The 22,076-nt window shown below is 67.6% G+C and carries 25 protein-coding genes and 1 pseudogene; 11 read left to right on the forward strand and 15 right to left on the reverse strand.

Features of this window, described 5'->3' with window-relative positions; all coding sequences use genetic code 11:
* Positions 1–162 precede the first annotated feature (162 nt).
* From EOHIBHHM_RS05700 to EOHIBHHM_RS05710, 3 genes are all read right to left on the reverse strand, one after another.
* Positions 163–777, reverse strand: coding sequence for an RPA family protein (locus EOHIBHHM_RS05700; RefSeq protein WP_497255465.1), 615 nt, complete (start codon positions 775–777; stop codon positions 163–165).
* A gap of 1 nt (position 778) precedes the next feature.
* A complete protein-coding gene (locus EOHIBHHM_RS05705) occupies positions 779–1,714 on the reverse strand; it encodes a replication factor A (protein WP_497255467.1) in 936 nt (311 codons plus the stop codon).
* A gap of 158 nt (positions 1,715–1,872) precedes the next feature.
* Positions 1,873–2,706 carry an endonuclease/exonuclease/phosphatase family protein gene (locus EOHIBHHM_RS05710; protein ID WP_497255469.1) on the reverse strand — a complete coding sequence of 278 codons (834 nt, stop codon included), beginning with the start codon at positions 2,704–2,706 and terminating at the stop codon, positions 1,873–1,875.
* Between the two features lie 137 nt (positions 2,707–2,843).
* Between EOHIBHHM_RS05710 and EOHIBHHM_RS05715 the strand changes: the two genes are divergently transcribed.
* Positions 2,844–3,137: a DUF7091 family protein gene (locus EOHIBHHM_RS05715; RefSeq protein WP_497255471.1), complete on the forward strand. Its 294-nt coding sequence runs from the start codon at positions 2,844–2,846 to the stop codon at positions 3,135–3,137.
* Positions 3,138–3,189: 52 nt separating this feature from the next.
* Positions 3,190–4,203, forward strand: a complete 1,014-nt coding sequence (locus EOHIBHHM_RS05720) for a mannose-1-phosphate guanylyltransferase (RefSeq protein WP_497255473.1) — start codon at positions 3,190–3,192, stop codon at positions 4,201–4,203.
* On the opposite strand, the gene EOHIBHHM_RS05725 is transcribed toward EOHIBHHM_RS05720, so the two are convergent.
* The 4 genes from EOHIBHHM_RS05725 to EOHIBHHM_RS05740 all read right to left on the reverse strand — a co-directional run bounded on the left by EOHIBHHM_RS05725 (position 4,200) and on the right by EOHIBHHM_RS05740 (position 7,253).
* Positions 4,200–4,985 carry an SDR family oxidoreductase gene (locus EOHIBHHM_RS05725; protein ID WP_497255475.1) on the reverse strand — a complete coding sequence of 262 codons (786 nt, stop codon included), beginning with the start codon at positions 4,983–4,985 and terminating at the stop codon, positions 4,200–4,202. The genes EOHIBHHM_RS05720 and EOHIBHHM_RS05725 overlap by 4 nt on opposite strands.
* A 138-nt stretch (positions 4,986–5,123) precedes the next feature.
* On the reverse strand, positions 5,124–5,930 hold the full coding sequence (locus EOHIBHHM_RS05730; RefSeq protein ID WP_497255477.1) for a hypothetical protein: 807 nt from the start codon (positions 5,928–5,930) through the stop codon (positions 5,124–5,126).
* Positions 5,931–6,259: 329 nt separating this feature from the next.
* A complete protein-coding gene (locus EOHIBHHM_RS05735; protein WP_497256922.1) occupies positions 6,260–6,760 on the reverse strand; it encodes a Tfx family DNA-binding protein in 501 nt (166 codons plus the stop codon).
* 40 nt (positions 6,761–6,800) lie between these two features.
* Positions 6,801–7,253, reverse strand: coding sequence for a TRAM domain-containing protein (locus tag EOHIBHHM_RS05740; protein ID WP_497255479.1), 453 nt, complete (start codon positions 7,251–7,253; stop codon positions 6,801–6,803).
* A gap of 111 nt (positions 7,254–7,364) precedes the next feature.
* Between EOHIBHHM_RS05740 and EOHIBHHM_RS05745 the strand changes: the two genes are divergently transcribed.
* Positions 7,365–8,087, forward strand: coding sequence for a hypothetical protein (locus EOHIBHHM_RS05745; RefSeq protein WP_497255481.1), 723 nt, complete (start codon positions 7,365–7,367; stop codon positions 8,085–8,087).
* Here EOHIBHHM_RS05745 and EOHIBHHM_RS05750 read toward each other — a convergent pair.
* The 3 genes from EOHIBHHM_RS05750 to EOHIBHHM_RS05760 all read right to left on the reverse strand — a co-directional run bounded on the left by EOHIBHHM_RS05750 (position 8,060) and on the right by EOHIBHHM_RS05760 (position 10,809).
* The gene (locus tag EOHIBHHM_RS05750; RefSeq protein WP_497255483.1) at positions 8,060–10,030 is read right to left on the reverse strand and encodes a MutS-related protein; all 1,971 of its coding nucleotides are present in this window, start codon (positions 10,028–10,030) and stop codon (positions 8,060–8,062) included. The genes EOHIBHHM_RS05745 and EOHIBHHM_RS05750 overlap by 28 nt on opposite strands.
* Before the next feature lie 88 nt (positions 10,031–10,118).
* Complete coding sequence (locus EOHIBHHM_RS05755) at positions 10,119–10,460, reverse strand: hypothetical protein (RefSeq protein ID WP_497255485.1); 342 nt, start codon at positions 10,458–10,460, stop codon at positions 10,119–10,121.
* 13 nt (positions 10,461–10,473) lie between these two features.
* Complete coding sequence (locus EOHIBHHM_RS05760) at positions 10,474–10,809, reverse strand: hypothetical protein (protein WP_497255487.1); 336 nt, start codon at positions 10,807–10,809, stop codon at positions 10,474–10,476.
* A 157-nt stretch (positions 10,810–10,966) separates the two neighbouring features.
* Between EOHIBHHM_RS05760 and larE the strand changes: the two genes are divergently transcribed.
* Positions 10,967–11,836 carry an ATP-dependent sacrificial sulfur transferase LarE gene (larE, locus tag EOHIBHHM_RS05765; protein ID WP_497255489.1) on the forward strand — a complete coding sequence of 290 codons (870 nt, stop codon included), beginning with the start codon at positions 10,967–10,969 and terminating at the stop codon, positions 11,834–11,836.
* A gap of 11 nt (positions 11,837–11,847) precedes the next feature.
* Here the strand turns inward: larE and EOHIBHHM_RS05770 are convergent, their stop codons facing one another.
* A complete protein-coding gene (locus EOHIBHHM_RS05770) occupies positions 11,848–12,459 on the reverse strand; it encodes a histidine phosphatase family protein (protein WP_497255491.1) in 612 nt (203 codons plus the stop codon).
* Positions 12,460–12,557: 98 nt separating this feature from the next.
* Here EOHIBHHM_RS05770 and EOHIBHHM_RS05775 point away from each other — a divergent pair, with 98 nt between their 5' ends.
* On the forward strand, positions 12,558–13,046 hold the full coding sequence (locus tag EOHIBHHM_RS05775; RefSeq protein WP_497255493.1) for an SRPBCC family protein: 489 nt from the start codon (positions 12,558–12,560) through the stop codon (positions 13,044–13,046).
* 6 nt (positions 13,047–13,052) lie between these two features.
* Here the strand turns inward: EOHIBHHM_RS05775 and tatC are convergent, their stop codons facing one another.
* The gene (tatC, locus tag EOHIBHHM_RS05780) at positions 13,053–14,549 is read right to left on the reverse strand and encodes a twin-arginine translocase subunit TatC (protein ID WP_497255495.1); all 1,497 of its coding nucleotides are present in this window, start codon (positions 14,547–14,549) and stop codon (positions 13,053–13,055) included.
* A gap of 91 nt (positions 14,550–14,640) precedes the next feature.
* Here tatC and EOHIBHHM_RS05785 point away from each other — a divergent pair, with 91 nt between their 5' ends.
* The 4 genes and pseudogenes from EOHIBHHM_RS05785 to EOHIBHHM_RS05800 form a co-directional block, all read left to right on the forward strand.
* A complete protein-coding gene (locus tag EOHIBHHM_RS05785; RefSeq protein ID WP_497255497.1) occupies positions 14,641–16,872 on the forward strand; it encodes a twin-arginine translocase subunit TatC in 2,232 nt (743 codons plus the stop codon).
* Positions 16,873–17,027: 155 nt separating this feature from the next.
* Positions 17,028–17,222: a ribbon-helix-helix domain-containing protein gene (locus tag EOHIBHHM_RS05790; protein ID WP_497255499.1), complete on the forward strand. Its 195-nt coding sequence runs from the start codon at positions 17,028–17,030 to the stop codon at positions 17,220–17,222.
* Positions 17,215–17,925, forward strand: a complete 711-nt coding sequence (locus EOHIBHHM_RS05795; RefSeq protein ID WP_497255501.1) for a queuosine precursor transporter — start codon at positions 17,215–17,217, stop codon at positions 17,923–17,925. Before EOHIBHHM_RS05790 ends, EOHIBHHM_RS05795 begins: the two co-directional genes overlap by 8 nt.
* A 118-nt stretch (positions 17,926–18,043) precedes the next feature.
* Positions 18,044–18,226 (forward strand): annotated as a pseudogene (locus tag EOHIBHHM_RS05800) (hypothetical protein); the annotation flags it as partial.
* 153 nt (positions 18,227–18,379) lie between these two features.
* Here EOHIBHHM_RS05800 and EOHIBHHM_RS05805 read toward each other — a convergent pair.
* Both EOHIBHHM_RS05805 and EOHIBHHM_RS05810 read right to left on the reverse strand, forming a co-directional pair.
* Positions 18,380–19,156, reverse strand: coding sequence for an RlmE family RNA methyltransferase (locus tag EOHIBHHM_RS05805; protein ID WP_497255503.1), 777 nt, complete (start codon positions 19,154–19,156; stop codon positions 18,380–18,382).
* 45 nt (positions 19,157–19,201) lie between these two features.
* Complete coding sequence (locus EOHIBHHM_RS05810; RefSeq protein WP_497255505.1) at positions 19,202–19,600, reverse strand: CopG family ribbon-helix-helix protein; 399 nt, start codon at positions 19,598–19,600, stop codon at positions 19,202–19,204.
* A 104-nt stretch (positions 19,601–19,704) separates the two neighbouring features.
* Here EOHIBHHM_RS05810 and EOHIBHHM_RS05815 point away from each other — a divergent pair, with 104 nt between their 5' ends.
* Positions 19,705–20,625 (forward strand): hypothetical protein, encoded by a 921-nt coding sequence (locus tag EOHIBHHM_RS05815; RefSeq protein WP_497255507.1) that lies wholly within the window; start codon positions 19,705–19,707, stop codon positions 20,623–20,625.
* 2 nt (positions 20,626–20,627) lie between these two features.
* On the opposite strand, the gene EOHIBHHM_RS05820 is transcribed toward EOHIBHHM_RS05815, so the two are convergent.
* Positions 20,628–21,101: an amphi-Trp domain-containing protein gene (locus EOHIBHHM_RS05820; RefSeq protein ID WP_497255509.1), complete on the reverse strand. Its 474-nt coding sequence runs from the start codon at positions 21,099–21,101 to the stop codon at positions 20,628–20,630.
* Between the two features lie 207 nt (positions 21,102–21,308).
* On the opposite strand from EOHIBHHM_RS05820, the gene EOHIBHHM_RS05825 reads away from it, so the two are divergent.
* The gene (locus EOHIBHHM_RS05825; protein ID WP_497255511.1) at positions 21,309–22,052 is read left to right on the forward strand and encodes a DNA polymerase sliding clamp; all 744 of its coding nucleotides are present in this window, start codon (positions 21,309–21,311) and stop codon (positions 22,050–22,052) included.
* Positions 22,053–22,076: the final 24 nt, after the last annotated feature.

A 22,076-nucleotide genomic window follows, 5' to 3' on the forward strand; every position in this document is an offset into this window, starting at 1 on the left:
TCTGGGTGCTGCAACACCCGGGCGACTCGATTCTGCGTCACCCGACGACGCCGAGCGTTGCTGATCGTATACGCGATGCTCTCTGGGCGACGACCGTCGTGAGTGGCGACGTCAGCGCGGTAGCCTAAAATCGCCGGACGTGGGGTCGCATCCTACGTCGGATTACGCTTCCGGCTCCGGCGCGTCGGATGCGAGCTCGTCGGTGGTCTCGGTGTCGAGGCTCTCGAGTGCCCCGATGGCAGCCTGCGTGTAGCTGTCGACGGGCAGGTCGTACTGCTCTTTGGCCATGCGAGCGTACTCGTTGCCCTCGTCGTCGAACGACTCGACGCGTTCGAGCGTCCGCTGGGCGGTCTCGACGACCCACCGGTCGCGCGTCGCGGCGTTCACCTCGGTGATGGACTCGGGTCGGACGGAGACGTTGATACTCCCGTCGTCCGTCTCGTACGTCCGCGGCTTGCCGACGATGGCGACGTACGACGGCGCCTCGAGTTCGCGCAGCGCGCTCGCGGCCTCGGGCTGGTACTGCCCGGCGTAGACGAAGAACGTCCCCGTCGGGTCGACGATGCGGCCGCGCCAGTACTCGGAGTCCTCGCCGACGTCTTCCTTCTCGGTGAGTGTACCGACGAGGAAGACGCGGTTCGCCTTCTCTCCGCTGGGGAGCAGGAGGTAGACGGGTGCACGCTCGTCGTCGGACTCTTTGAACGTGTATCCGGCGTCGTTGAACTCCTGGGCGAACACGCGGCGGGCGACTTCTCGGGTGGGGGCTGACTGACTCATTTCACATCGACCTCGCTTTGATGAGGACGTCTTCCGCATCGGTTGGACCGCTCAGTTCTTCGAACTCGTCGGCGAGCACGTAGCGCCCGAACGTCGGGCCGGTGACGCGGTAGTAGCGTCCGAGCACCATCGCGCGCATCTCGTCGGCGACGACGGTGGTGTCGAGCGCGTCCATCGCCTGCTGTTTGGCCTCCTCGAGCGTGACGCCGGTGAGCTCCTCGGTCATCTCCTGGTTGAAGATCACCTCGTGGACCTCGCTGCCGTCGTCGAGGACGCCCTTGATGCGGAGGTCGAACTCGCCTTCGACGTTGCCGTGCTCCGAACAGCGACCGTTCTGGAGGACGCGCGTGCAGTCCTCCTCGGGACACCGCTTGATGAGGCCGCTGCCGCTCTGGATGTCGACGAGCGCCCCTTCGACGGTGGCGCTGTCGTCGCCGACTTCGATCTCCTCGTCGAGTTCGGTGATCGTCGTCGTCCGGTTGAGTTTGACCGAGAAGCTCCCCTCGTACTCGTCGGTGACGACGTTCTGGAGGCTGTACACCGTCCCCTCTTCGAGCGATTCGAGTTCGGAGGTCTGGAAGGCGACGAACTTCATCGTGCCGGACTCGTCGCCGACGAGCCCGACCTGTGCGATGGATTCGTGGCCGGGGTCCCAGAGGTCGACGACCTTCACCTTCAGGTCGACCCACTGTTCGTCTTCGTCGATGTCCGCGAGTTCGACGAGCTGACTACCGCCCGCGCCGCTCGCGATGTCGTCGCGTTCGAGCCCCGCCTCGTCGAGATAGCTGTTGGTGACGCTCCGGCGCGCCTCCTCGACGGGGACCTTGTACTCGTTGACGAGGTTGTCCAGTCGCTCCTCGACCTCGTCGACGCTGACGTCCAGATGGTCCGAGAACTGTGCCGCAATCTCCTCTGCGTGGGTTCGCAGGTCTGTCATGGGTTCTCACTGCCTCTGCTTGAGTTTTCGACGAGAGGCATACGCCGGTTGGTTCCCGATGGTATAAAAATGTCGCCACTCGGTGAAAGTGAAATCAGAGGGGAGGAGGCGTCAGTCGTGCGTCTGACGCAGTCTAGAGCCGCTCATAGACGGACGACTCACTCCTCGAATCGCACGTCCGCGACGACGGGCGCGTGGTCCGACGGCGGGACGCCGTCCCAGTGGTCGTCGACGACGGCGTGTTGGAAGACCGACGAACCGTCGGTGACGAACACGTAGTCGATCTTCTCGGTCGCGCCGTCGAACCGGTTGAACGTCACCGTCGGCCCGTGGTGGCCGTGTTCGGCGCAGTACTGCGCGTCGTACAGGCGGCGGCCGCCGCCGTCGGCGGCAGTGAGCAGTTCGTACGGGCGGTCGGTCTCGGTGCAGTTCAGGTCGCCGGTGACGACGGCGGGCGTGTCGCCCGCGATGTCGGCGAGTCGACGACGGAGCAGCGTGGCGCTCTCCTCGCGGGCCGCCACACTGCGGTGTTCGAAGTGGGTGTTGCACGCGACGAACGACCGATCGGTGTGCCGGTCGCGCAGTTCGGCCCACGTCGCCATCCGGGGGTAGGAGGCTTTGGGGTGTTTGCTCCCGCTGACGTGGGGCGTCTCCGAGAGCCAGAACGTGTTGTGGTCCTGGAGTGTGAAGCGGCTCCGTCGGAAGCCGACCGGGCCGTGTTCGCCCTCCGCGTCGCCGTCGACGCGGCCGACGCCGACCCACTCGTAGGTGGGCAGCTGCTCGCGGAGGTACGACAGCTGGTGTTCGAGCGGTTCCTGCAGCCCGATCACGTCGGGTCGGTGGAGACGGATCACGCTCGCGACCCGGTGGCGACGGTGCGGCCACGCCAACTCGCCGTCCTCCTCGGTGTCGTACCGGACGTTGAACGTCATCACGCGCACTGTCTCGCTCTCGTCGGCGGAACCGGGGGGAGTCACACTCTCGTCTGTCATCTCGAACCTCCGGGCGTGGTGAACCGCATCTATCGCGGTGTGAGTGCTTCACCGACTTAAGACCGCCGTCGCAGCGACGGAACGTGACGAACGACGGAGGCGACGGACCTTTGGCCTCGGCGGACGCACCCCGACGCATGGACGAGCGGTTCGAACGGTTCGTGCGCACCACGTTCCGCAGCGCCGGACGACGGTACGCCGAGGCCCGCAGCGCCTACCGCGAGGGGCGAGACGAGACGGGCGAGGAGGGCGAGCGGTTCGACCTGCCGCGAGACGACGAGGGAAACGCCCGCCTCGTCTGTCGCCGCTACGCCGAGAAGCGCGCCGTCGCCGTCGACGCGGAGGGCCACCCCGCCTGCTTCGACCCGGATCACCCCGACTGCCGGGGCTGTGCGGAGGACGTCCGCGAGGGCGTCGTCGAGACGTGGTGAACCACCTCGCCACGAGCGGCGAGGTTTTGTAGCGCCCGCGTCAGCGTTCGGTATGGACCGACCGCTCGTCGCACTCGTTCTCGCCGGCGGCACCGGCACGCGACTCTACCCGGCCAGTCGCGCCGACCGGCCCAAACAGTTCCTCTCGCTCGTCGGCGACGACTCGCTCCTCGCCGAGACCGTCGACCGTGTCGACTTCGCCGACCGCACGTTCGTCTCGACGCGCCCTGCCTTCGCCGACGAGATCGCCGACCACGCGCCCGACGCCGAGGTTCTCACCGAACCCGTCGCCAAGGACACCGGACCGGCGCTGGCCTACGCGACCCACCGAATCCGCGAGGAGGTCGGCGACTGCGTCGTCCTCGTGCTCCCGAGCGACCAGACAGTCGCCGGTGACTTCCGGTCGGTCGCACAGCGGGGAGCGCGAGTCGCCGCCGAGACGGGCGCGCTCGTCACGTTCGGCGTCGACCCGACCAGACCCGACACCGGGTACGGCTACGTCGAGCCCGGCAGTCGTCGCGAACTCGACGGCGAGACGTACTTCGACCTCGCGGCGTTCCACGAGAAACCGGACGCCGAGACAGCGAGCGAGTACGTCGACGCCGGCTACTACTGGAACGCGGGGATCTTCGCGTGGACGCCCGAGTCGCTGCTGGCGGCCGCTCGCGACTCGCCGCTGGCACCGCTGGTCGACGCGCTCGAGGCCGACGACGAATCGCAGGGGTTCGACGACGTCCCCGAAGTCAGCATCGACTACGCAGTGATGGAACGCGCAGCCCACGCCGCCGTCGTCCCGGCTGCCTTCGAGTGGGACGACCTCGGGTCGTGGGACGCGCTCGAACGCGTTCTGGAGGCCGACGCCGACGGCAACGTCGCACTCGGCGAGTCGCTGACGGTCGACGCCGCCGACAACGTCGTCGCCAGCGACGACAAGCACGTCTCGCTCGTCGGCGTCTCCGGTCTCGCGGTCGTCGCGTGGGACGACCGGGTGCTCGTGGTCCCCACAGAAGAGGCCCAGCGCGTCCGCGAGGTCGTCTCGCGACTGAAAGCCGACGAAGAGTTTTAACTCCGCAGTCGGCCGCCGTCGACCGGGAGCGCGACCCCGTTGACGAAACTCGCCCGGCGGCTGGCGAGGAACGCGACGACGTCGCCGAGCTCGCGCGGGTCGCCGACGCGACCGAGCGGGATGTCGTCGGCCCAACCCCGCAGTCCCTCGTCGTAGCTGTCGTACTCGCCGCGCGCGACGGAGTCCTCGACGAGTTCCTCGATGCGCGACGTCTCGTGTGCGCCGGGGAGGACGGCGTTGGCCCGCACGTCGGGGGCGTACTCGCGGGCGAGCGTCTTCACGAGGCCGACGACGCCGCGACGGACGGCGTTCGAGAGGACGAGGCCGTCGATCGCCTCCTGGACGCTCGTCGAGGTGATGCAGGTGATCGTCCCCGCGTCGCTCTGTTTCAGGTAGGGGGCGGCCGCCTTCACCGTCCAGACGACGCTCATCACGAGCATGTCGTACGCGCCGTACCAGTCCTTCTCGGTCGTCTCGTCGAACGTCCCCGGCGGAACGCCGCCCGCGGAGGTGACGAGGTGGTCGATGCCGCCGAACTCGTCGACGGCGACCTCAACGAGGTCCTCGATGCTGTCGGGGTCGGTGATGTTCGCTTCGACGCCGACGGCGCGTCCGGTTCCGACGCTCTCCAGGGCCTTCTCCGCCGTCGCGAGCTTCTCGGCGTCGCGGCCGCAGACGACGACGTTCGCCCCCGCGTCGGCGAGTGCTTCGGCGCTTCCGTAGCCCAGTCCGGCGGAACTCGCGGTGACGAGTACGACGTCGTCGTCCAGTTCGAGGTTCATGCCAGCAGTGTCTCGGGGGGGCGACAAAAGTCTGCGTCCCGTCGACGGCGAACGACGTCGCGGCGTCGAGTCGGAACTCTCGGGAGCAGGGAGAGCGGCCCACGAACGGCCGAGAGTCGCGTGCAGCGGACCGGAGTCTCAACGAGGTGACTGCCACAGGTCCTCGACCGTCGCCGAGAGCGCGGCCGGGAGATGCTTCGGAGCGAGTTCCTCCTCGTCGGGGTCGGCGTTCGTCTCGAATCCGGGATCTTCTGCGGGCGGCCCACCGCGATACTCGGGCGCCCCGTGTGCGTAGGTGCTCTCGGAGTGGGGGTAGTTCCAGACGTGCAACATCCACGGTGTCTGGCAGGGAAACTCCCCGTCCACGTCGTGGCCATAGACCGTCTGGTACTTCCACCAGGCGTACCGCCCTGGGAGACCGACGTGAGCGTGCCACGGGACGCACGCCCCGCTGTCCTCGTAGACCGTCGGCGGGGGGTCCCGGCGTTCGCCATCGACGGTTGCGACGAACATCGCTCCGATGGGTCGCCACCACGTGTGGTCGACGAGGATCGACTCCGGCCGAGCGGGGTCGACCATCGAGTCGTCGCCGATGAACTCCGGGTTGATCCAGTGGGACCAACTCCCCTCGGCGAAAAAGTCGAAGTACGGGATGTATCCGGCGTCGATCAGTGCCCCGACCGTCGGATACTCGTCTGCCAGAGACGTCTTCACTGCCTCCCGTATCGCGACCGTCTCCGGAGCGTCGTCGGAACACACCTCGTGGATCGAGTCGTCGTAGTGGACCATCGACGGTCCGATAGTCGTCTCGGGACAGCCCTCCGCGTCGCGCCCGGAGCGGGTGGCTCTCACCTCGCTTACGCCGACGGTCGCGAACCCGGCAGTCGCGCCGAGAGCGGACAGCAGCCGACGGCGCGAGACGGAGCGGTGGTTGGGCGGGCTCATGGCGTGTACTCGGAGGTGGTCGAGGAGGGTGGCAGTGTTTCGAGAGCGACTCTCTCGGCGGGGCTCTCGACCGCCGAACGACGAGGGCTCTGAGCGACGGCTCTCGGGTACCGCGCTCGGACCTCCTGTGTAGTATGTGATGTCATGCCAACATCTTCGAAAGAAGTGAAGCTCGGGGATAATGATTAGTGGCGATAACCAACACTGTCCGGATCGGAGATAGAACGAGCGGGAGACGTCGACTGGAGAGGGGCAGGCGGGCTACGGGACGAACGGGATCGAACCCACGGGTACCGTCCGGCGTGATCGCCGTCGACGCCGCCGAGACATCAGCCGGACCGCCGGACGCGGACCGCCCCGTCGCTGGTCACGCCGACGAGGATCGCGTCGCGGACCTCCCGTCCCTGGACCGCGTCGCCGGCCGCGTCGCTGACGCGCTTCATCAGGTCGGGGGCGGTGTGGTTCACCTTCACGCCGGCGGCGTCGCAGGCGTCGTAGACGAGTTTCGGCACGTCGTAGAGGTCGGTGCCGGCGGCGACGTCGACGCGGACTGGAGCGGTGAGCGCCTCGGCGAACGCGACGGTCTCGCGGGCCTTCTCGACGTTCGAGCGGGCGCTGGCCTCGATGCTGGAGACGTTCGCACGCGAGGTGCCCAGGAGGTCGGCGATGACCGTCTGACGGACGCCGCGCTCGCGCAGGGCGAGCACCTCCGCCTGCCGACGCGTGAGAATACTCTGGTCGGGGTCGAAGCCGGCTTGCGACAGCAGGCTGTCGACGTCGGGGACGTCGTCCATGCTGAGTCTTGACGTCCGGGTCGCAAAAAAGTACAGAATTCACTGTCCACGGCCGCTTCGGGGGAGTCGAGGCCGACTACGAACCGCCCCAGAAGTTGTCGCGGCTGCCGAGTCGCTCCGGGCGGTCCGGACGGTCGCGGCCGCGCTTCCGGGAGTCGTCGTCGGTCTCGGTCGGTTCGTCGTCGGCGTCTTCCTCCATCGGGAGCCGCTCGAGCTCCTCGCCGAGCGCGTGGTTCGACTTGACCTGCGTGATCTTCACGCGGGCCCGAGCGTCGGGGAGCACGCCGTCGACCATCACGATGAACCCGTCTTCGGTGCGGCCGACGCCGGCACCGCTCTCGTGGATGTCGGTGACCTCGACGACGACCTCCTCACCGGGTTTCACCGGCTGTTGTTTCAGGTCGCGGATCGGCTTGTTGTAGTGTTTGCACCACTCGGCGCCGCCACGGTCGCCGTAGTGCTGACAACCCATCCCCTGGATGCGCTCTTGGAAGCTGGGGCAGTCGTCGGCCAGTGGACAGTCCGGCATACGCGTGTTTACCTCGGGGGCGGTCTAAACCCTTCCGTTCGGGCGATTGGCGGAGACTGGGCGACTTTCTGCCATCGAAACCCTTTCGCCGCCGCTCGCCAACCCCCGGCCATGAGCCAGCGCGTCCCCGAGTTCGCTCTCGTCATCGGCGGCTTCCTCGCCCTCACCGTCCTCGTCACCGGCGTCGTCTTCACCGGCGACGTCGCGCGCTCGACGCTCACGGCCGCCGTCGTCGGCCTCCCGTTCGGCGTCTACGCGGTCCACCACAGCGACGACCCGACGACGGTACTCCCGCCGCGAGTCGTCCTCGCCGGGGCGACGCTTCTCGGCTGCGTGCTGTTCGCCGCCGCAGCGCCGGAACTACCGGGTCGAACCGACAGCCTCCCGCGACGCCTCCTGTACGCGCTGTTCGTCACGCTCGTCGTCGGGCTACCGCTGGCCACTTACGCCGTCCAGTACGGCGGACTCCGTCCGCTCCCGCCCCGCGCGACGGCCGCCGGAACGGCCGCGCTCGGCGTCGCCCTCCTCGTCGTCGGGCCGCTCGTCGGCGACGCCGTGCTCGGTGCTGTCGACGCGGTGCTCGTCTTCCTCGCCGGGCGCGGCTACGCCGACGCCCACGACGTCGGGGCGAGTCGCCGGGTTCGCCGGGCGCTCGTCGCCGCCGGCGGAGTGCTCTGCGTCGGTCTCGTCGGTCTGGGGGCCGTCGTCGGGTCGACGGAGACGCTGCTCCCGTGGGTCGTCGCGGGCGTCGCCGCGGCGCTCGCCCCGAGTCTCCACTACGCGCTGTCGGTCGAACGCCCCGGCGATCAGAACTTCTTCAGCAGGCGGTCGTAGAAGGCGTTGCCGCTCTCGCCGGCCAGTTTCTCGACGATGAGCTCCGGCGTCGACCGCGCGAGATGGTCCTTGACGGGCGAGCGGTTGACCACCAGTTCACCGTCTTCGAGCCCGACGGCCTCGATGCCGTCGACGGCGACCGGGAACTCGGCGGCCTCGCGGATGCCGCCGGCGAGGTGGGAGACGAACACCGCCGTCGTCTCCTGTCCGTCGAGCTCCTCGAGGATGCCGGCGATGATCTTCGCGCTCGCGCCGGGTTCGGTGATGCTCTCCAACTCGTCGACGAGCACTAGACGGTTCGCCGCCCCCTCGGTCAGCGTCGCGAAGTCCCGGAGCGTGCTCTCGAACGCCCCCGCGTCGAGCGTCCCCTGCGACTTCTCGTAGTAGTGTAGCTCCTCGACGACGCCGAGTTCGACGCGCTCGGCGGGGACGGGCAGCCCCATGTGCGCGAGCAGGACGACGACGCCCACCAGGTCCAGCGTCGAGGTCTTCCCCCCGCTGTTGACTCCCGAGAGGAGCGTCACGCCCGACACCTCGTAGTCGACCGGGTCGACGTCCGCGAAGTCGACGTCCAAGAGCGGCGAGCGGCCGCCCTCGATGGCGAATCCTGTCCCCTCGAGCGCGGGCATCACGCAGTCGAAGTCGCGGGCGAACCGAGCGACGGCGAGTTCGACGTCGAGTTCGAGCGCGTCGCGGACCAACCCCTCGACGGGGTCGCGCAGGTCGCCGAGGTCGGTCGCGAGGTCGGCCTTCAGGCGGGCCGCCCGCTGGTCGCGAGCCGCGCCCAGTTCGGTCTCCAGGCGCGCGGCGACGTCCTCGCGGTGGTCGACCGGGAACGAGGGGTCGGCCGGGAACAGGCGGTCGACGGGACCCGTCTCGCCGGACTGCAGCGAGAGGCTGTCGACGACGTGCTCGCGGGCCTTCGTCAGCGCGTCGTCGTACTCGTCGGCCAGTTCACGATCGAGGAGGGAGTCGACCCGCGCCCCCTGTTCGACCAGCGAGAGGAAGTCGGTCCCCTCGATGGTGACGTCCTGTTCGCGGATGGCGTCCCGCAGATGGTCGTTGGCGACGGACTCCGCCGTGGAGACGGCGGCGTCGACGTCGTCGACGGCGGCGGTCAACCGAGCGAGTTCCTCGTCGCCGACGAGTTCGCCGTCGTCGTCGACGCGCGAGAGCCCGTCCCGCAGGTCCGGAAGCGAGCAGGCGGGGTCCATCTCGGCAGCCTCGTGCACCTCGGCGGCCGCCTCCAGCCGCCCGCGATTCACCGCGAAGAAGTCGAGCAGGCGTTCGGGGACGATGTCTTCGGGGTGCTCCAGCGCGTCCGGGCGGACCCGGACGTCGCCCTCGACGTCGATGCCCGCAAAGGACTCGTCGAGGACGACCACCGTCGAGTACGACCGGGCGAGTTCGGCGATATCGCGGGCGTCCTCGACGATCTCGACGGAGAGTTCGGGGTACGCCGCCTCGGCCTCGGCGTAGCGTTCGGCGTCGGCGGTGGCGAGACACCGCTCGCGGACGCGCTGGGTCGGCGGCGAGGTGAGCGGCGAGACGCCCGAGAGCGCCTCGAGGACGGCGTCGTCGACGTCGCGCTCCATCGCCTCGGTGGCGAAGGCGCGGACCTCCTCGATGCGTGACTCGGTGGCACTCGGAAACAGCGTCTCCAGTCGCTTCTCCGCGTAGGTCGTCTGCGTCCGTGCCTGCAGGAGGCCGAGGACGTCCTCGTACAGTTCGCGGGAACGGTCCGTCGCGAGGAAGTCGCCGTCGTCGCCGTGTCGCCGTCGGATCGCTCCGCGGGCGATGGCGGCGGCCCGGCCCTCGGTGAGACCCGGCGCACGGGCGAGTGCGGCCACGTCGCCGTCGCGGAGCGCTCGCTCGGCGTCGTCGAGGCGGGCGAGCGAGGCGGCCGTCTTCTCGCCGACGCCGGGGATGGCCGTGAACTCCATTCGTCCCGGGGTATTGCGGCCTCTGATAAAAGACTGCGGGTCGGGGCGGTCCGGCGCGAGGCAGAGCGCGAGCGCCGCCGTGGCGCGCTCAGTCGCCGAACTCCGCGTCCTCGAACTGCTCGTTCGCGAGGCGGTCGATCAGGTCTTCTACGTCCGCCTTCGTCTCGTCGTCGAGGTCGTCGATCGCGCCGACGCCGTGGCCGCCGCTCTTTGCGGTCTGTAGCGCGTGGCGGTTGAGGTTCTCGTCGGGGTTGACGACCGGAAGCTTCAGATCCGTGAAGTTCTCCGGCGGAAAGCCGTCCGCCGAGAGGAGGAAGTGGTCGTCGATCGTCGAGAGGTCGTCGGTGTCGAAGTCTTCCAACTGAGGTTCCTCCCACTCTTCGTCCGTCGTGCCCGAGAACTCGGGGTCGTGCAGCGAGTAGTCGGTCATAGCTCCGTGAGCGTCAGCGTCCCTCCACGTCGGTCTCCTCCGAGTCGCCGTCGCTCACACCGGGTAGCTGTGAGCGAGCGTACTCGGTCAGTTCCGAGAGCCCGAGCGACCGCTGGAGTCGTCCGACGAGGTCGCCGACCGACTCGCCGGGCGGGAGCGCTCGGCGACTGGTCCACCCCGAGGAGTCGTCGCGTAGCTCGTCGGGGCCGAGATCCGTCTCGAGCAGGAGGTTGTCGTCGGGATGGTAGTAGGCCACCCCACCCTCCGCGCTCGTCCCGAGCAGTCGCGCCCCGTCGTGTTCGTCGGGGTACGACTCCACGCCGTCGTCCCGCGGGTTCGGGTCGGTCACTGTGTGTTCCTCACGCACCGGTTCGTTCCGACGACTTCTGACTCTTGTGGCGGCACCGACGGCGGCGGGAGCGTCGTCTGCGTGATACGTCCGGAGTCGCCTGTGCGAGACGTGCGGAAGACAGTGCGCTTTTGCAGTCTCGGGCGTAACGCCGACTATGACTCTCGACGAGAAACTGTCGGCCGTCCGGAGCGCCCTCGCGGAGCGAGACGGCGTCCTCGTCGCCTTCTCCGGCGGCGTCGACTCGGCCGTCGTCGCCACGCTCGCCCACGACGCGCTCGGCGACGACGCCGTCGCCTGCACCGCCCGCAGCGAGACGCTCCCCGAGGCGGAGCTGGACGACGCGAAGCGGGTGGCCGACGAGATCGGGATCCGGCACGAGCTCGTCGAGTTCTCGGAGCTCGACAATCCAGACTTCGTCGCAAACGACGGCGAACGGTGCTACCACTGCCGGACGATGCGTCTGGGCAAGATGTACGAGACCGCCCAGAAGCTGGGGATCGACACCGTCTGCGACGGCACCAACGCCTCGGACCCCGGCGAGGGCCACCGTCCCGGCCTCCGCGCCGTCGAGGAGCTGGAGGTGTACTCGCCGCTCTTGGCCCACGACGTCACCAAAGACGAGGTGCGGGAGATCGCCGACCGCTACGACCTCTCGGTCGCCGACAAACCGTCGATGGCGTGTCTCTCCTCGCGCATCCCGACCGGGCTCGAGGTCACCGAGGAGAAGCTCTCGCGCGTCGAGAAGGCCGAGCGGATCCTCCGGACGTGGGGGTTCTCGCAGTTCCGCGTCCGCGACCACGACGGACTCGCTCGCATCGAGGTCGCGGAAGAGGAGCTCGACGAGGCGCTCGACCCCGAGTTCGTCCGCGCGGCCCGCGATCACCTCTCGGACGTCGGCTTCGACCACGTGACGCTCGACCTCCACGGCTACCAGACCGGAAGCGTCAGCCCCGCAAACGAGGCCTACGACGAGGAGCCGATCGTCGCCGACGTGTTCGCCGAAGACTACCCGATGCGCGAGTGAGGGGCTGAGACTCAGAGAAACTCCGTCTCGTTCTCCCGAACGAGTTCGGGTGCGCTCGCCACTCGAACCTCGTTAAGCGCGCAGTTGTCCTGTTCTTGCCCGAGAATCGCCTCGACGACGTCGAACCCTTTCGACTCGGCGAGCACGAACCGGATCGGGCCGCCGTGGGCGACGACGACCACCGTCTCGTCCGTGTCCAGTCCGTCGACGAGCCCCCGCCAGGCCGTCAGCACGCGATCACGGCAGTCCAGAAAGCTCTCGCCGCCTCGCGGCCGTTCTCCCGCCGCCGCGTGGCCGACGACTTCGAGGGCGTACTCGGGGAACTGCTCGCACACTGTCGCGTCGGTGAGCCCTTGCAGGAACCCGAAGTCGCGTTCGCGCCACGCCGCGTCGAACGTCGGCGTGCGTCCGACTGCCCTGACGACGTGTTCCGCGGTCTCCTGTGCCCGCAGGAGGTCCGAGGCGACGACGCGGTCGACGTCGTACGTCGCCGCGAGGTGAGCGGCGAGACGACGGGCCTGCTCGTGGCCGCAAGCGGTCAACCGCGACGGTGCCCACCCCTGGATCAGCCCGTCGCAGTTCCACGTCGTCTCGCCGTGTCGGACGAACACCACCGTCGCCATGGCTGGCGGTTCACGCGGCGACGAGATGAGGATTGTGCCACGTCCAGTGACACGATCTGCCACGCGAGGTTGAACGTCTCGGCCGACGAGTAGACTGTATGCGAGAACTCACGACGAGTATCGACGTCGACGCACCGCCGGAGACCGTCTGGGCCGTCCTGACCGACTTCGAGCGCTACCCCGAGTGGAACCCGTTCATGCGCGTCGTCGGCCGTCCGAACGAGGGTGCACACCTTGTCGTCGACCTGACGCCGCCCGGGAAGCGAGCGTTCCGGTTCCGCCCCACGGTGACGCGCGTCGAGCGACCCCGCGAACTCCGGTGGCTCGGCCACCTGTTCGTCCCCGGTCTCTACGACGGCGACCACCGGTTCACGCTGGAACGCGTCGACGACGGTCGAACCCGACTGACGCACGCCGAGTCGTTCGGCGGCGTCCTCGCCGGCGTCGTCGACCGGTTCGTCGGAGCGGCGACCGAGGCGGGGTTCCGCGAGATGAACGCGGCGCTGAAGGCGCGAGCGGAGTCGCTGGCCGAGACGGAGCGGGTGGCGACGAGAGAGGTGGGGAGCGGCGACGAACTGGCCGCCTAGTCGCGTCTAGTTGCCGGTCCACCGCAGGAGCAGCAGCGTCCCCTCGAACAGCCCCACCATGGTGATGGCGATGATGATGGGTGCCATCCCCGTCGGGTCGGGGCTGACGAGGAACGCGAGTCCCAGGAACGACCCCCAGAAGATGAGCCGTTTGTCCTCCAGCCACTGCCGGGTGACGAGGTTCATCATGATGGCGAGCATGATGAAAAGCGGGATCTGGAAGACGATGGCCATGTAGCCCATCAGGATGAGGATGAGGTTGAACGTCTCCGAGAGGCCGAACGCGATGAGCGCCGTCCCCTCGGTGTAGCTGGTGAAGTACGCGAAGATGGAGGGGAGCACGACGAAGTGTGCGAAGGCGACGCCGACGACCGCGAGGATGAGACTCGTCGGCACGGAGGCGAGGTAGTACTTCCGCTCGTTCTGGTAGAGACCGGGTCGCATGAACAGATACGACTCGTAGACGAACACCGGCAGGCCGACGACGACGCCGACGAGGCTGGCGACCTTCAGCTTCGTGAGGATGAGTTCGAGCGGGCCGTAGATGTGCGGCCGGAGGTCCTCGTTGCCGGGGAGTCCCGCACCAGGGATATGCTTGTTCCAGAGGAAGTTGATGATGTCGATGGTGCTGGGGACGTACTGGAGCACCTCGCCGAGGCCGAACACCGACAGCGCGACCACGCCGCCGACGACGAACACGACGGCGAGGCGGCGGACCATCTCCTCGATGTGGTCCGCGAGCGGCATCTCCTGGTCGGTCTCGGGACCGTCGACCAGCCCGCCCTCGAGGTCGTCGTCGGCGTCGTCGAAGTCCTCGTGGTAGTCCTCGGGGGTGGCGAAGTCCTCCTCGAAGTCGTCGTCGAAGTCCTCGTGGAAGCCGTCACCGGACTCCGTGGCCGGGGCTGCGAACCCCTCCTCGGCGTCTGCGACGGCGGCGTCGTCCGTCCGGTCCGACTGTCCGTCGGCGTCGTCCGGCGTCTCCTCACCGTCGACGACGCCATCGCCGGTCCGAGCGTCGGCCCGTCCGTGCTCGGCGTCCCGGTCGGCAGTCACCGGTTCGAGCGTCGCCGCCTCGTCGTCTTCGACGAGGGCGGTGTCGCCGGGGGCTTCGGGCTGTAGTCCCGGCTCCGAGTCGTCGTCGGCAGTGTCGGTATCGGCGGCCGCGTCGACGTCGGTAGTGTCGTCGGCAGTGTCGGCCGCGTCGACGTCGCTGTCCGTCGTCTCACTCGTCGGAGACGAATCGGGGGACGGTTCCGACTCGCCGGTTCCAGGCGAGTCGTCGGACGGCTCTGCACCGTTCGTCTCCGCACCGTTCGTTTGGGCCGTCGCGTCGAGGTCGACCGAGTCGACGGTCGAGTCGGCGTCGTCACTGGTCGTGTCGTCGACCTGTTCGGTCCGCTCGTCGGTCGACTGGGTGGCGGTCTCGTCGGACTCGGGAGAGATGTCGTCGCGGTCGTCCAACTGGTCGGTCGACTCCGCATCCGACTCCGATTCGTCGCCCATTCAGTTGTCCTACGCCGCCGCTCTGTTATAGGCCTTTTTCCATCGTCCGCGGTCGAAAAGATTGATAACTGCGAGACGGCTTTCACCCTGTATGTCTAGCGCGCTCGACGAGGATACCCGCCGCACCCTCGACGAAGGCCGGGCGACCGCCGGCGCGATGCTGCGGTCGGCCCAGAAAGACGGACAGAAGATCTTCCTCGTCTTTCTCGTCGGGTTCCTCGGCGCATTCTACGCACTCCAGTACGCGGTGTGGGATTTCCTCTGGACGGTCACGGAGTCCCGGATGGACGCCCAGACTGCCGGCGACGTCGAACTGATCGCACAGACTCCCTTCGACGTCATCCTGCTGCAGGCGAAGATCAGTATGGCCGCCGGGCTCATCATCGCCGCCCCCGCCTTCATCTACTTCGCTCGCGACGCCCTCAGAGAGCGTGGCTACTGGCCGCAGGCCCCCGTCGCGACCTGGAAGCTAGTCGGGATCGGCCTGCTCTCGGCCGTCCTGTTCACGCTGGGGCTCTTCTACGGCTACTTCCTCTTCTTCCCGCTGATGTTCCAGTTCCTCGCCGAGAACGCCATCGCGGTCGACCTCGCGCCGCGGTACTCCATCGTCAAATGGGCGCAGTTCATCTTCCTCCTGACCGTCTCCTTCGGGTTGGCCGCCCAGATGCCGCTGGCCATCACCGCGCTCTCCTACGCCGAGATCGTCCCCTACGAGACGTTCCGCGACAAGTGGCGGTACGCGGTGCTGGCCATCTTCGTCTTCGGTGCCGTCTTCTCGCCGCCGGACCCGTTCACGCAGATCATGTGGGCCGCGCCGCTGCTCGTCCTCTACGGCTTCAGCCTCTATCTCGCCAAGATCGTCGTCACCGCCCGTCGGGGGAGCGAACAGACCGACTTCCGGGCGGTAGCGAGGGCGAACTGGAACGTCCTCGCGGGCGTGTTCGCCGCCGCCGTCGCCGCTGCGTACCTGTTCTACACCCGCGGTGGAGTCGCCCGCGTCAACGGCTATCTCGACACGAGCACGATCGGCGGATACACCGACTACCGCCTGCTCCCGGCGGCCGACCTCCTGCCGCTGTCGCCGACGGCCAACGCCGTCCTCGTCGGGGCGGTGCTCGGCCTCGTCGTCGCCGCCGTCGCGCTGATGTACTTCGTCGTCTCGGCGCTCGGCGAGTCGACCGAGTCGACCGAGTCGACCGGCGAACTGGGCGACCCGACCGGGATCGACCTCCGAGAGCTCGACGAGGCGGGCGTCCGTGCGGCGCCGCTGGAGGCGTTCGCGGCGCTCTCGGAGTCAGAGGCGCTGCAGATCGCCAGCGAGGCGATCGACGACGGCGACCACACGAAGGCGCAGGCCGTCCTCGACCGCTTCGACGAGGCACAGGAGGCCGACGTCGACGGCGACGAGTCGATGGTCCAGACCGGCGAGCGCGGCGAGGCAGGGACGGCCGAGGGGAGCGCCCCCGGTAGCATCGAGGACCGGGCGACCCGGGCCAGCGGGTCGTTCCTCTCGGAACTCACCGACGGCGAGCGCGACGAGGACGACATCGGTGGCTACTACACCGACATCATGTTCATCATCGAGAGCCTCACCTCGAAGGCGTTCTGGGTCGTCGGGTGGTTCATGCTCGTCCTCGGAGGGACGTTCACGTGGCTCTACAGCGGCGGGATCGGCGACGTGAAGACGAACTTCCTCGACCGTCTGCCCGCGGCCGTCAACCCCGAGGCGCTGACGGTCATCACGCTCCACCCCGTCGAGGCGCTCATCTTCGAGGTGAAGTTCTCGACGCTCGTCGCCGGGGTGATGACGCTCCCGCTCGTCGCGTTCCTCGCGTGGCCCGCGCTCCGCGAGCGAAAGCTCGTCTACGGCCGTCGCTACGTCATCTTCGGCTGGATGGGGGCGCTGCTCGTCGGCCTCGTCGGCGGGTTCGCCGTCGGCTACCTCTACGTCGCACCGACGGTCATCTCGTTCCTCGTCGCCGACGCGGTGGCGGCGGATATGGTCATCAGCTACCGCATCTCCGACTTCTTCTGGCTCATCTTCTACACGACGGCCGGCATCGGTCTACTGGCGGACGTCCCGGTGTTGATGGTGCTTCTCAACACCAGCGGCGTCTCCTACCGGGCCATGCGGGGTCGCTGGCGGGAGGTGACGGTGGGCATCCTGACGTTCGCGGCGTTCTTCACGCCCGCGGGCATCCTGACGATGTTCCTCGTCACGATCCCGCTGATGGCTGCCTACGGACTCGGACTCGCCGTCCTGTACGTCATCACGTTCGGCGGTCGCCGCGACCTGGCCCGGCCACGCGCGTCGGACGTCTGACCTGACCCACCTCGACCTCTCACGCCGCTTCTCTCGACGGAAGCCGACACGCTCGGTCCCTCACACCCCTTCTCTCGGCGCCGGTCGCCAGTGGCAACACTTGCATGCGGTACTCGAACTGTAAGAGGTAAGTGTTACCCGAGGAATATTCACGTATGGCCAAGATAAGCGTCGAGATTCCCGACGAGTTACTCGCCGACCTGGACGACCACGTCGGCGAGGGAGGGAAGTTCGTCAACCGCAGCGACGCCATCCGCGCGTCGGTCCGGAAGACGCTGGACCTCCTCGACGAGATCGACGAACGACACGGACGCCTCGACGAACGGACCAGAGACGCAGCCGATGAGTGAGCGAAGCCGTGAGCCCTCCGTGGCACCCATCGCACTCGTCGCCCTGTTCGTCACCGCGCTGGTGACCGCACAGCTGGTCTCCTCGAAGCTGCTGTCGCTCACGATCCCCGTCGTCGGCATCGCGCTCACGGCACCGGGTGGGACGCTCGCCTACGCGGCCACCTACTTCGCCTCCGACTGCATCTCGGAGCTGTACGGCGAGTCGTTCGCTCGCCGCGTGGTCAACGTCGGCTTCGCGATGAACTTCGTGATGCTGGCGCTCGTCTTCCTCACCATCCGGATCCCGGCCGCACAGGGGAGCCCCGTCGACCCCAGCCAGTTCGCGACCGTTCTCGGGTCGGGGGCGAACATCGTCCTCGGGTCGTCGCTGGCCTACCTCGTCAGCCAGAACTGGGACGTCGTCGTCTTCCACCGGATCCGCGAGGCGACCGACGGGTCGATGCTCTGGCTCCGCAACGTCGGGTCGACGGCGACGAGCCAACTCATCGACACGGTCATCTTCACCGTCGTCGCCTTCGCCGTCGCCCCGGTCGTTCTCGGGACCGGACAGCCGCTGCCGACGGCCGCCGTCGTGAGCGTCGTCGTCGGACAGTACCTCGCGAAACTGCTCATCGCACTGCTCGACACGCCGCTCGTCTACGCGACGGTCGGCGCGCTCCGACCGGACGGCTACGAAGGCACCACGCCCACCGCGAGCGACTGAGGCGACCGAGAGACCGAAACGCCGGCCCTGTCGCCGTGACGCTCGGCGCGTGACTCCCGGCGAACCTGTCCGTCGACGACACAGTCGCGCTTATGTGCGTCGGTAGCAAATGACACTCATGGCCGGGACGCATCGAATACGACTAACCGAGCGCGACAGCATGGAGGGAGGCGTCCGCTGTCCGAACTGCGGGAGCTACACGTCGTTCGGCGACATCATCGCCACCGGACACTGCAGGGGGGTCAGACGGGAAGAAGAACCCTGTGAGACGGCGCTCGCGATCGATCTCGTGATCCGCGAGGCCGAGGTGGACGTCCGACAGACGGCGTACGAACTGAACGCCTTCGATCCGGAACCGCTCGACCCCGAAGACTGATAGCTGAACGGCGGCGGTGTCGAGAGAAGAGAGGAGAGTACGGACGCTCGAGAGCGACCGCGTCGGACGGCGGCCGTCCTACTCGGCGTCGACGCGTTCGGCGAACGCGAACCGCGGCTTCACGTCGGTGATCTCGACGGTGACGACGTCCCCCGCCTCCGTACCGGGGACGAAGACGGTGAACTCCTCGACCTTGGCGATCCCGTCGCCCTCGCCGCCGACGTCGACGACTTCGACCTCCAGTTCGTCGCCCTTTCGAACGGGGGCCGTGATGCGTTTCTTCGCGACGAGGTAGAGTTCGGAGGACTCCTGTCGGGAGGCGTCGGGGTGAGTCGCTCGGACGTACTGGAACTCTTCTTCCATGTCGGCGCGCAGGTCCGGCAGATCCGGCCCGTCGAACACCTTCACCACGAGGTCGCCGCCGCTGTCGAGCAGGTCGAGAGCGACCTCGAACGCCTGACGGGCGAGATAGACCGATCGGGCGTGATCGAGGTTGTACTCGCCGGTCATGTTCGGTGCCATGTCGGAGACGACGACGTCCGCGCCGTCCGCGCCGACGGCGTCCATCAGTTGCGCTTTGGTCTCGTCGTCAGTCATGTCGCCACGGATGGTCTGGACGTTGCGCGCCTCCAGCTCGTCGATGCGCTGGAGGTCGACGCCGACGACCTTCCCGTGTTCGCCGACCTCCTCGGCGGCGACCTGCAGCCACCCGCCGGGGGCGGCTCCGAGGTCGACGACCCGGTCGCCGGGCGAGAAGAGTCCAGCCGTCTCGTCGAGCTGTTTGAGCTTGTAGGCCGAGCGGGCGCGGTAGCCCTGCTGTTTGGCCTTGTTGTAGTATTGGTCTTTGCGAGCCATCTGTTGAGCGACGGTAGACGACCGAGCGGTAAACAGGCTTCGTTGTCAGTGCTCGGGGTCGTCCCGGATGACCATCACCTTCACCCGGCTGACGGCGTCGAAGTCACGGAGTCGGTAGGTCAACTCTCGAACGCGCTCGGCGGGACCGCGACAGAACAGCGACTCCAGACACCACTCGCCCTGGTGGGTGTGGCTGGTGTTGAGGATGACGTCCTGATACTCGTGTTGCACGGCGTGCAGTTCGCGGATGACGTCGTGGTGGCGGTAGTCGAAGCCGACGAGTGCGACCACCTCTCCCGTCGTCGCTTCGAGTCGCGAGTGGGCCTCGACGTACTCCTGCATCGCCTCGCGGACGGCCCGCGAGCGGTTCTCGATCCCCTGTTCGTGCCACACACGGTCGAACTCTGCGAGGAGGTCGTCGGGAACGTTGAAACTCGTTCGCATGCCGTGAGAGATGTCGCTACGAGAACGTCAAACCCGTTATGACGTGGCCCCCGATCGGGTAATAACTACCCCTATGGTCGCTGCCGACCGATCTCCCGGCAGAGATGCTGTTCGCCGATACGTTCGGACTGTTCCTCGGGGCGATCGCACTGGGATTCGTCCACGGGATCGAACCGGGCCACGGCTGGCCAATCGCTGCCTCGTACGCGCTCGACCGGTCGAACAAGTGGCTCGCCGGCCTCACAGCGGGGGTCGTCCTCGGTGTCGGCCACCTCGTCAGCAGCATCGCGATGGTCGGCGTGTTCTTCCTCGCGACGGCGCACTTCGAGCTCACGCAGGTCAACGAACCGGTTCGGGTTCTCGGGGTCCAAATCGGCGGTCCGGTGAGCATCGTCGCGGGCGTCGTGCTCGTGGTGCTCGGCGTTCGTGAGTACACGCACGGTCACTCCCACGGGCACGAACACGGCCACGAACACAGCGGCCATACGCACGACCACGGCGACCATCCACACGACGAGCGCGGTCGTCTCACCGGTGACCGAATCAACGACCAACTCGGCGAGACACCGCTCGAACGACCGGGAACGAGTCTACCCCGTCACGAGCCAGACGCCGCCGAGAACGACGCCCACACCCACGACGATGGCGAGTTGTTCGACCGACTACAGCGTCTGCTGCCGAGCGGCAACGGCGCACAGTCACGCGGGCACTCTCACGCCCACACCAGTACCGACGCCGCCGACCGGGGTATCCTCGGCCTCGCGTGGTTCGCCTTCCTACTGGGGTTCGCCCACGAGGAGGAGTTCGAGATCATCGCACTGTGTGCCGGGTCGAACTACTGTCTCGAACTGATGACCGCCTACGCGCTCACCGTCGTCGTCGGAATCGTCGGACTGACGTTGCTCCTCGTGGCGGGGTACGAACACTCCCAAGAGACGGTCGAGCAGTACGTTCCCTACCTTCCGGTCGTCTCGGCAGTCGTCCTCGTCGGAATGGGTCTCGGGTTCGTGTTCGGGCTCTTCTGAACTCACTCGATGTGGAGTTCGTCCCCGTCGTCGACGGCGTCGGCGTCCCACTCGAGGTGGAAGTCGACGCTGCGTCGACTCGCGGAGGTCAACATCGCGGAGTCGGAGTCGACGGCGACGTCGAGCGTCATCGTCTCCGGCGGGTTGATCGTGGCGCTGTCGTCGCCGACGTAGAACGTCACCTTGTCGTACTTCGCTCGGTGGCCGACGTCGGCCCCGCTGTCGGTGTCGGTCCGCTCGGCGTCCGGCGTCTCCGAGCGCTCCGCGCTCCGGCCGCCTCCGGTGTCGTTCGCCGTATCCGTCGCGGTCGTTCGATCGTTCGACCGTGTCTCGGCGGGCTTCGTCCGTTCACGGTCGGAACGGGTCGTCTCGGCGGCCTCGTGTGTCCCCTCCGCGTCCAGTTGGTCGGCGAACTCGCGGAGGTACGCTGCGACGTCCGCTCGTGACAGCTCTCGCGACGCCTCGATTTCGGCCATGGTGAGAGAACGGTCGCCGGAGAGACATGAAGACGGGCTGTATTTGCAAGTCGTTTATCAATCGGCTCGTCGCTACCGTCTCTTCACATCCATCGGCTGCACTCCTCACATTCATCGGTTGCACTCTACCAACGTGCGCGCTCGCACACGCTACACACTACGATAAATCAGGAGTATTTTTAAGGCCCATCTCGTAGCACGCAGCATATGTTCAAGGCCATCGTCAGTGCGTCGACGCTCCGAGACGCGCTCGACTCGGTAAGCGTGCTGGTCGAGGAGTGTAAGATTCGACTGAACGAGGACGAACTCGCCATCCGTGCGGTCGACCCCGCCAACGTCGGGATGGTCGACCTCTCGCTGGAGGCGGCGGCGTTCGAGTCGTACGAGGCCGACGGCGGCGTCATCGGCGTCAACCTCTCGCGACTGGAGGACATCGCGGGGATGGCCAACTCGGGCGACCTCATCCAACTCGAACTCGACGAGGAGACGCGGAAGCTCCACATCCAGATCGACGGGCTCTCCTACACGCTCGCGCTCATCGACCCCGACTCCATCCGTCAGGAGCCGGACATCCCTGATCTCGATCTCCCCGCGGAGATCGTCCTCGAGGGGAACCAGATGGACCGCGGGATCACGGCCGCCGACATGGTGTCGGACCACATCCGCCTCCGCGTCGACGAGGAGGCCGAGGCGTTCTACATCGAAGCCGAGGGCGACACCGACGACGTCGACCTCGAGATTACCCGCGACGAGCTCATCGACCTCACCGCCGGCCCGGCCGACTCGCTGTTCTCGCTGGACTACCTCAAGGACATGAACAAGGCGATCCCCTCCGACGCCGAGGTGACGGTCGAACTCGGCGAGGAGTTCCCGGTGAAGCTCCACTACGAGTTCGGCGAGGGAATGGGCCACGTGACGTACATGCTCGCCCCGCGCATCCAGAGCGACTGACGGTCGGCGAGCCTGATCTATCAC

The sequence above is a fragment of the Halogranum roseipondis genome, from assembly GCF_059695585.1.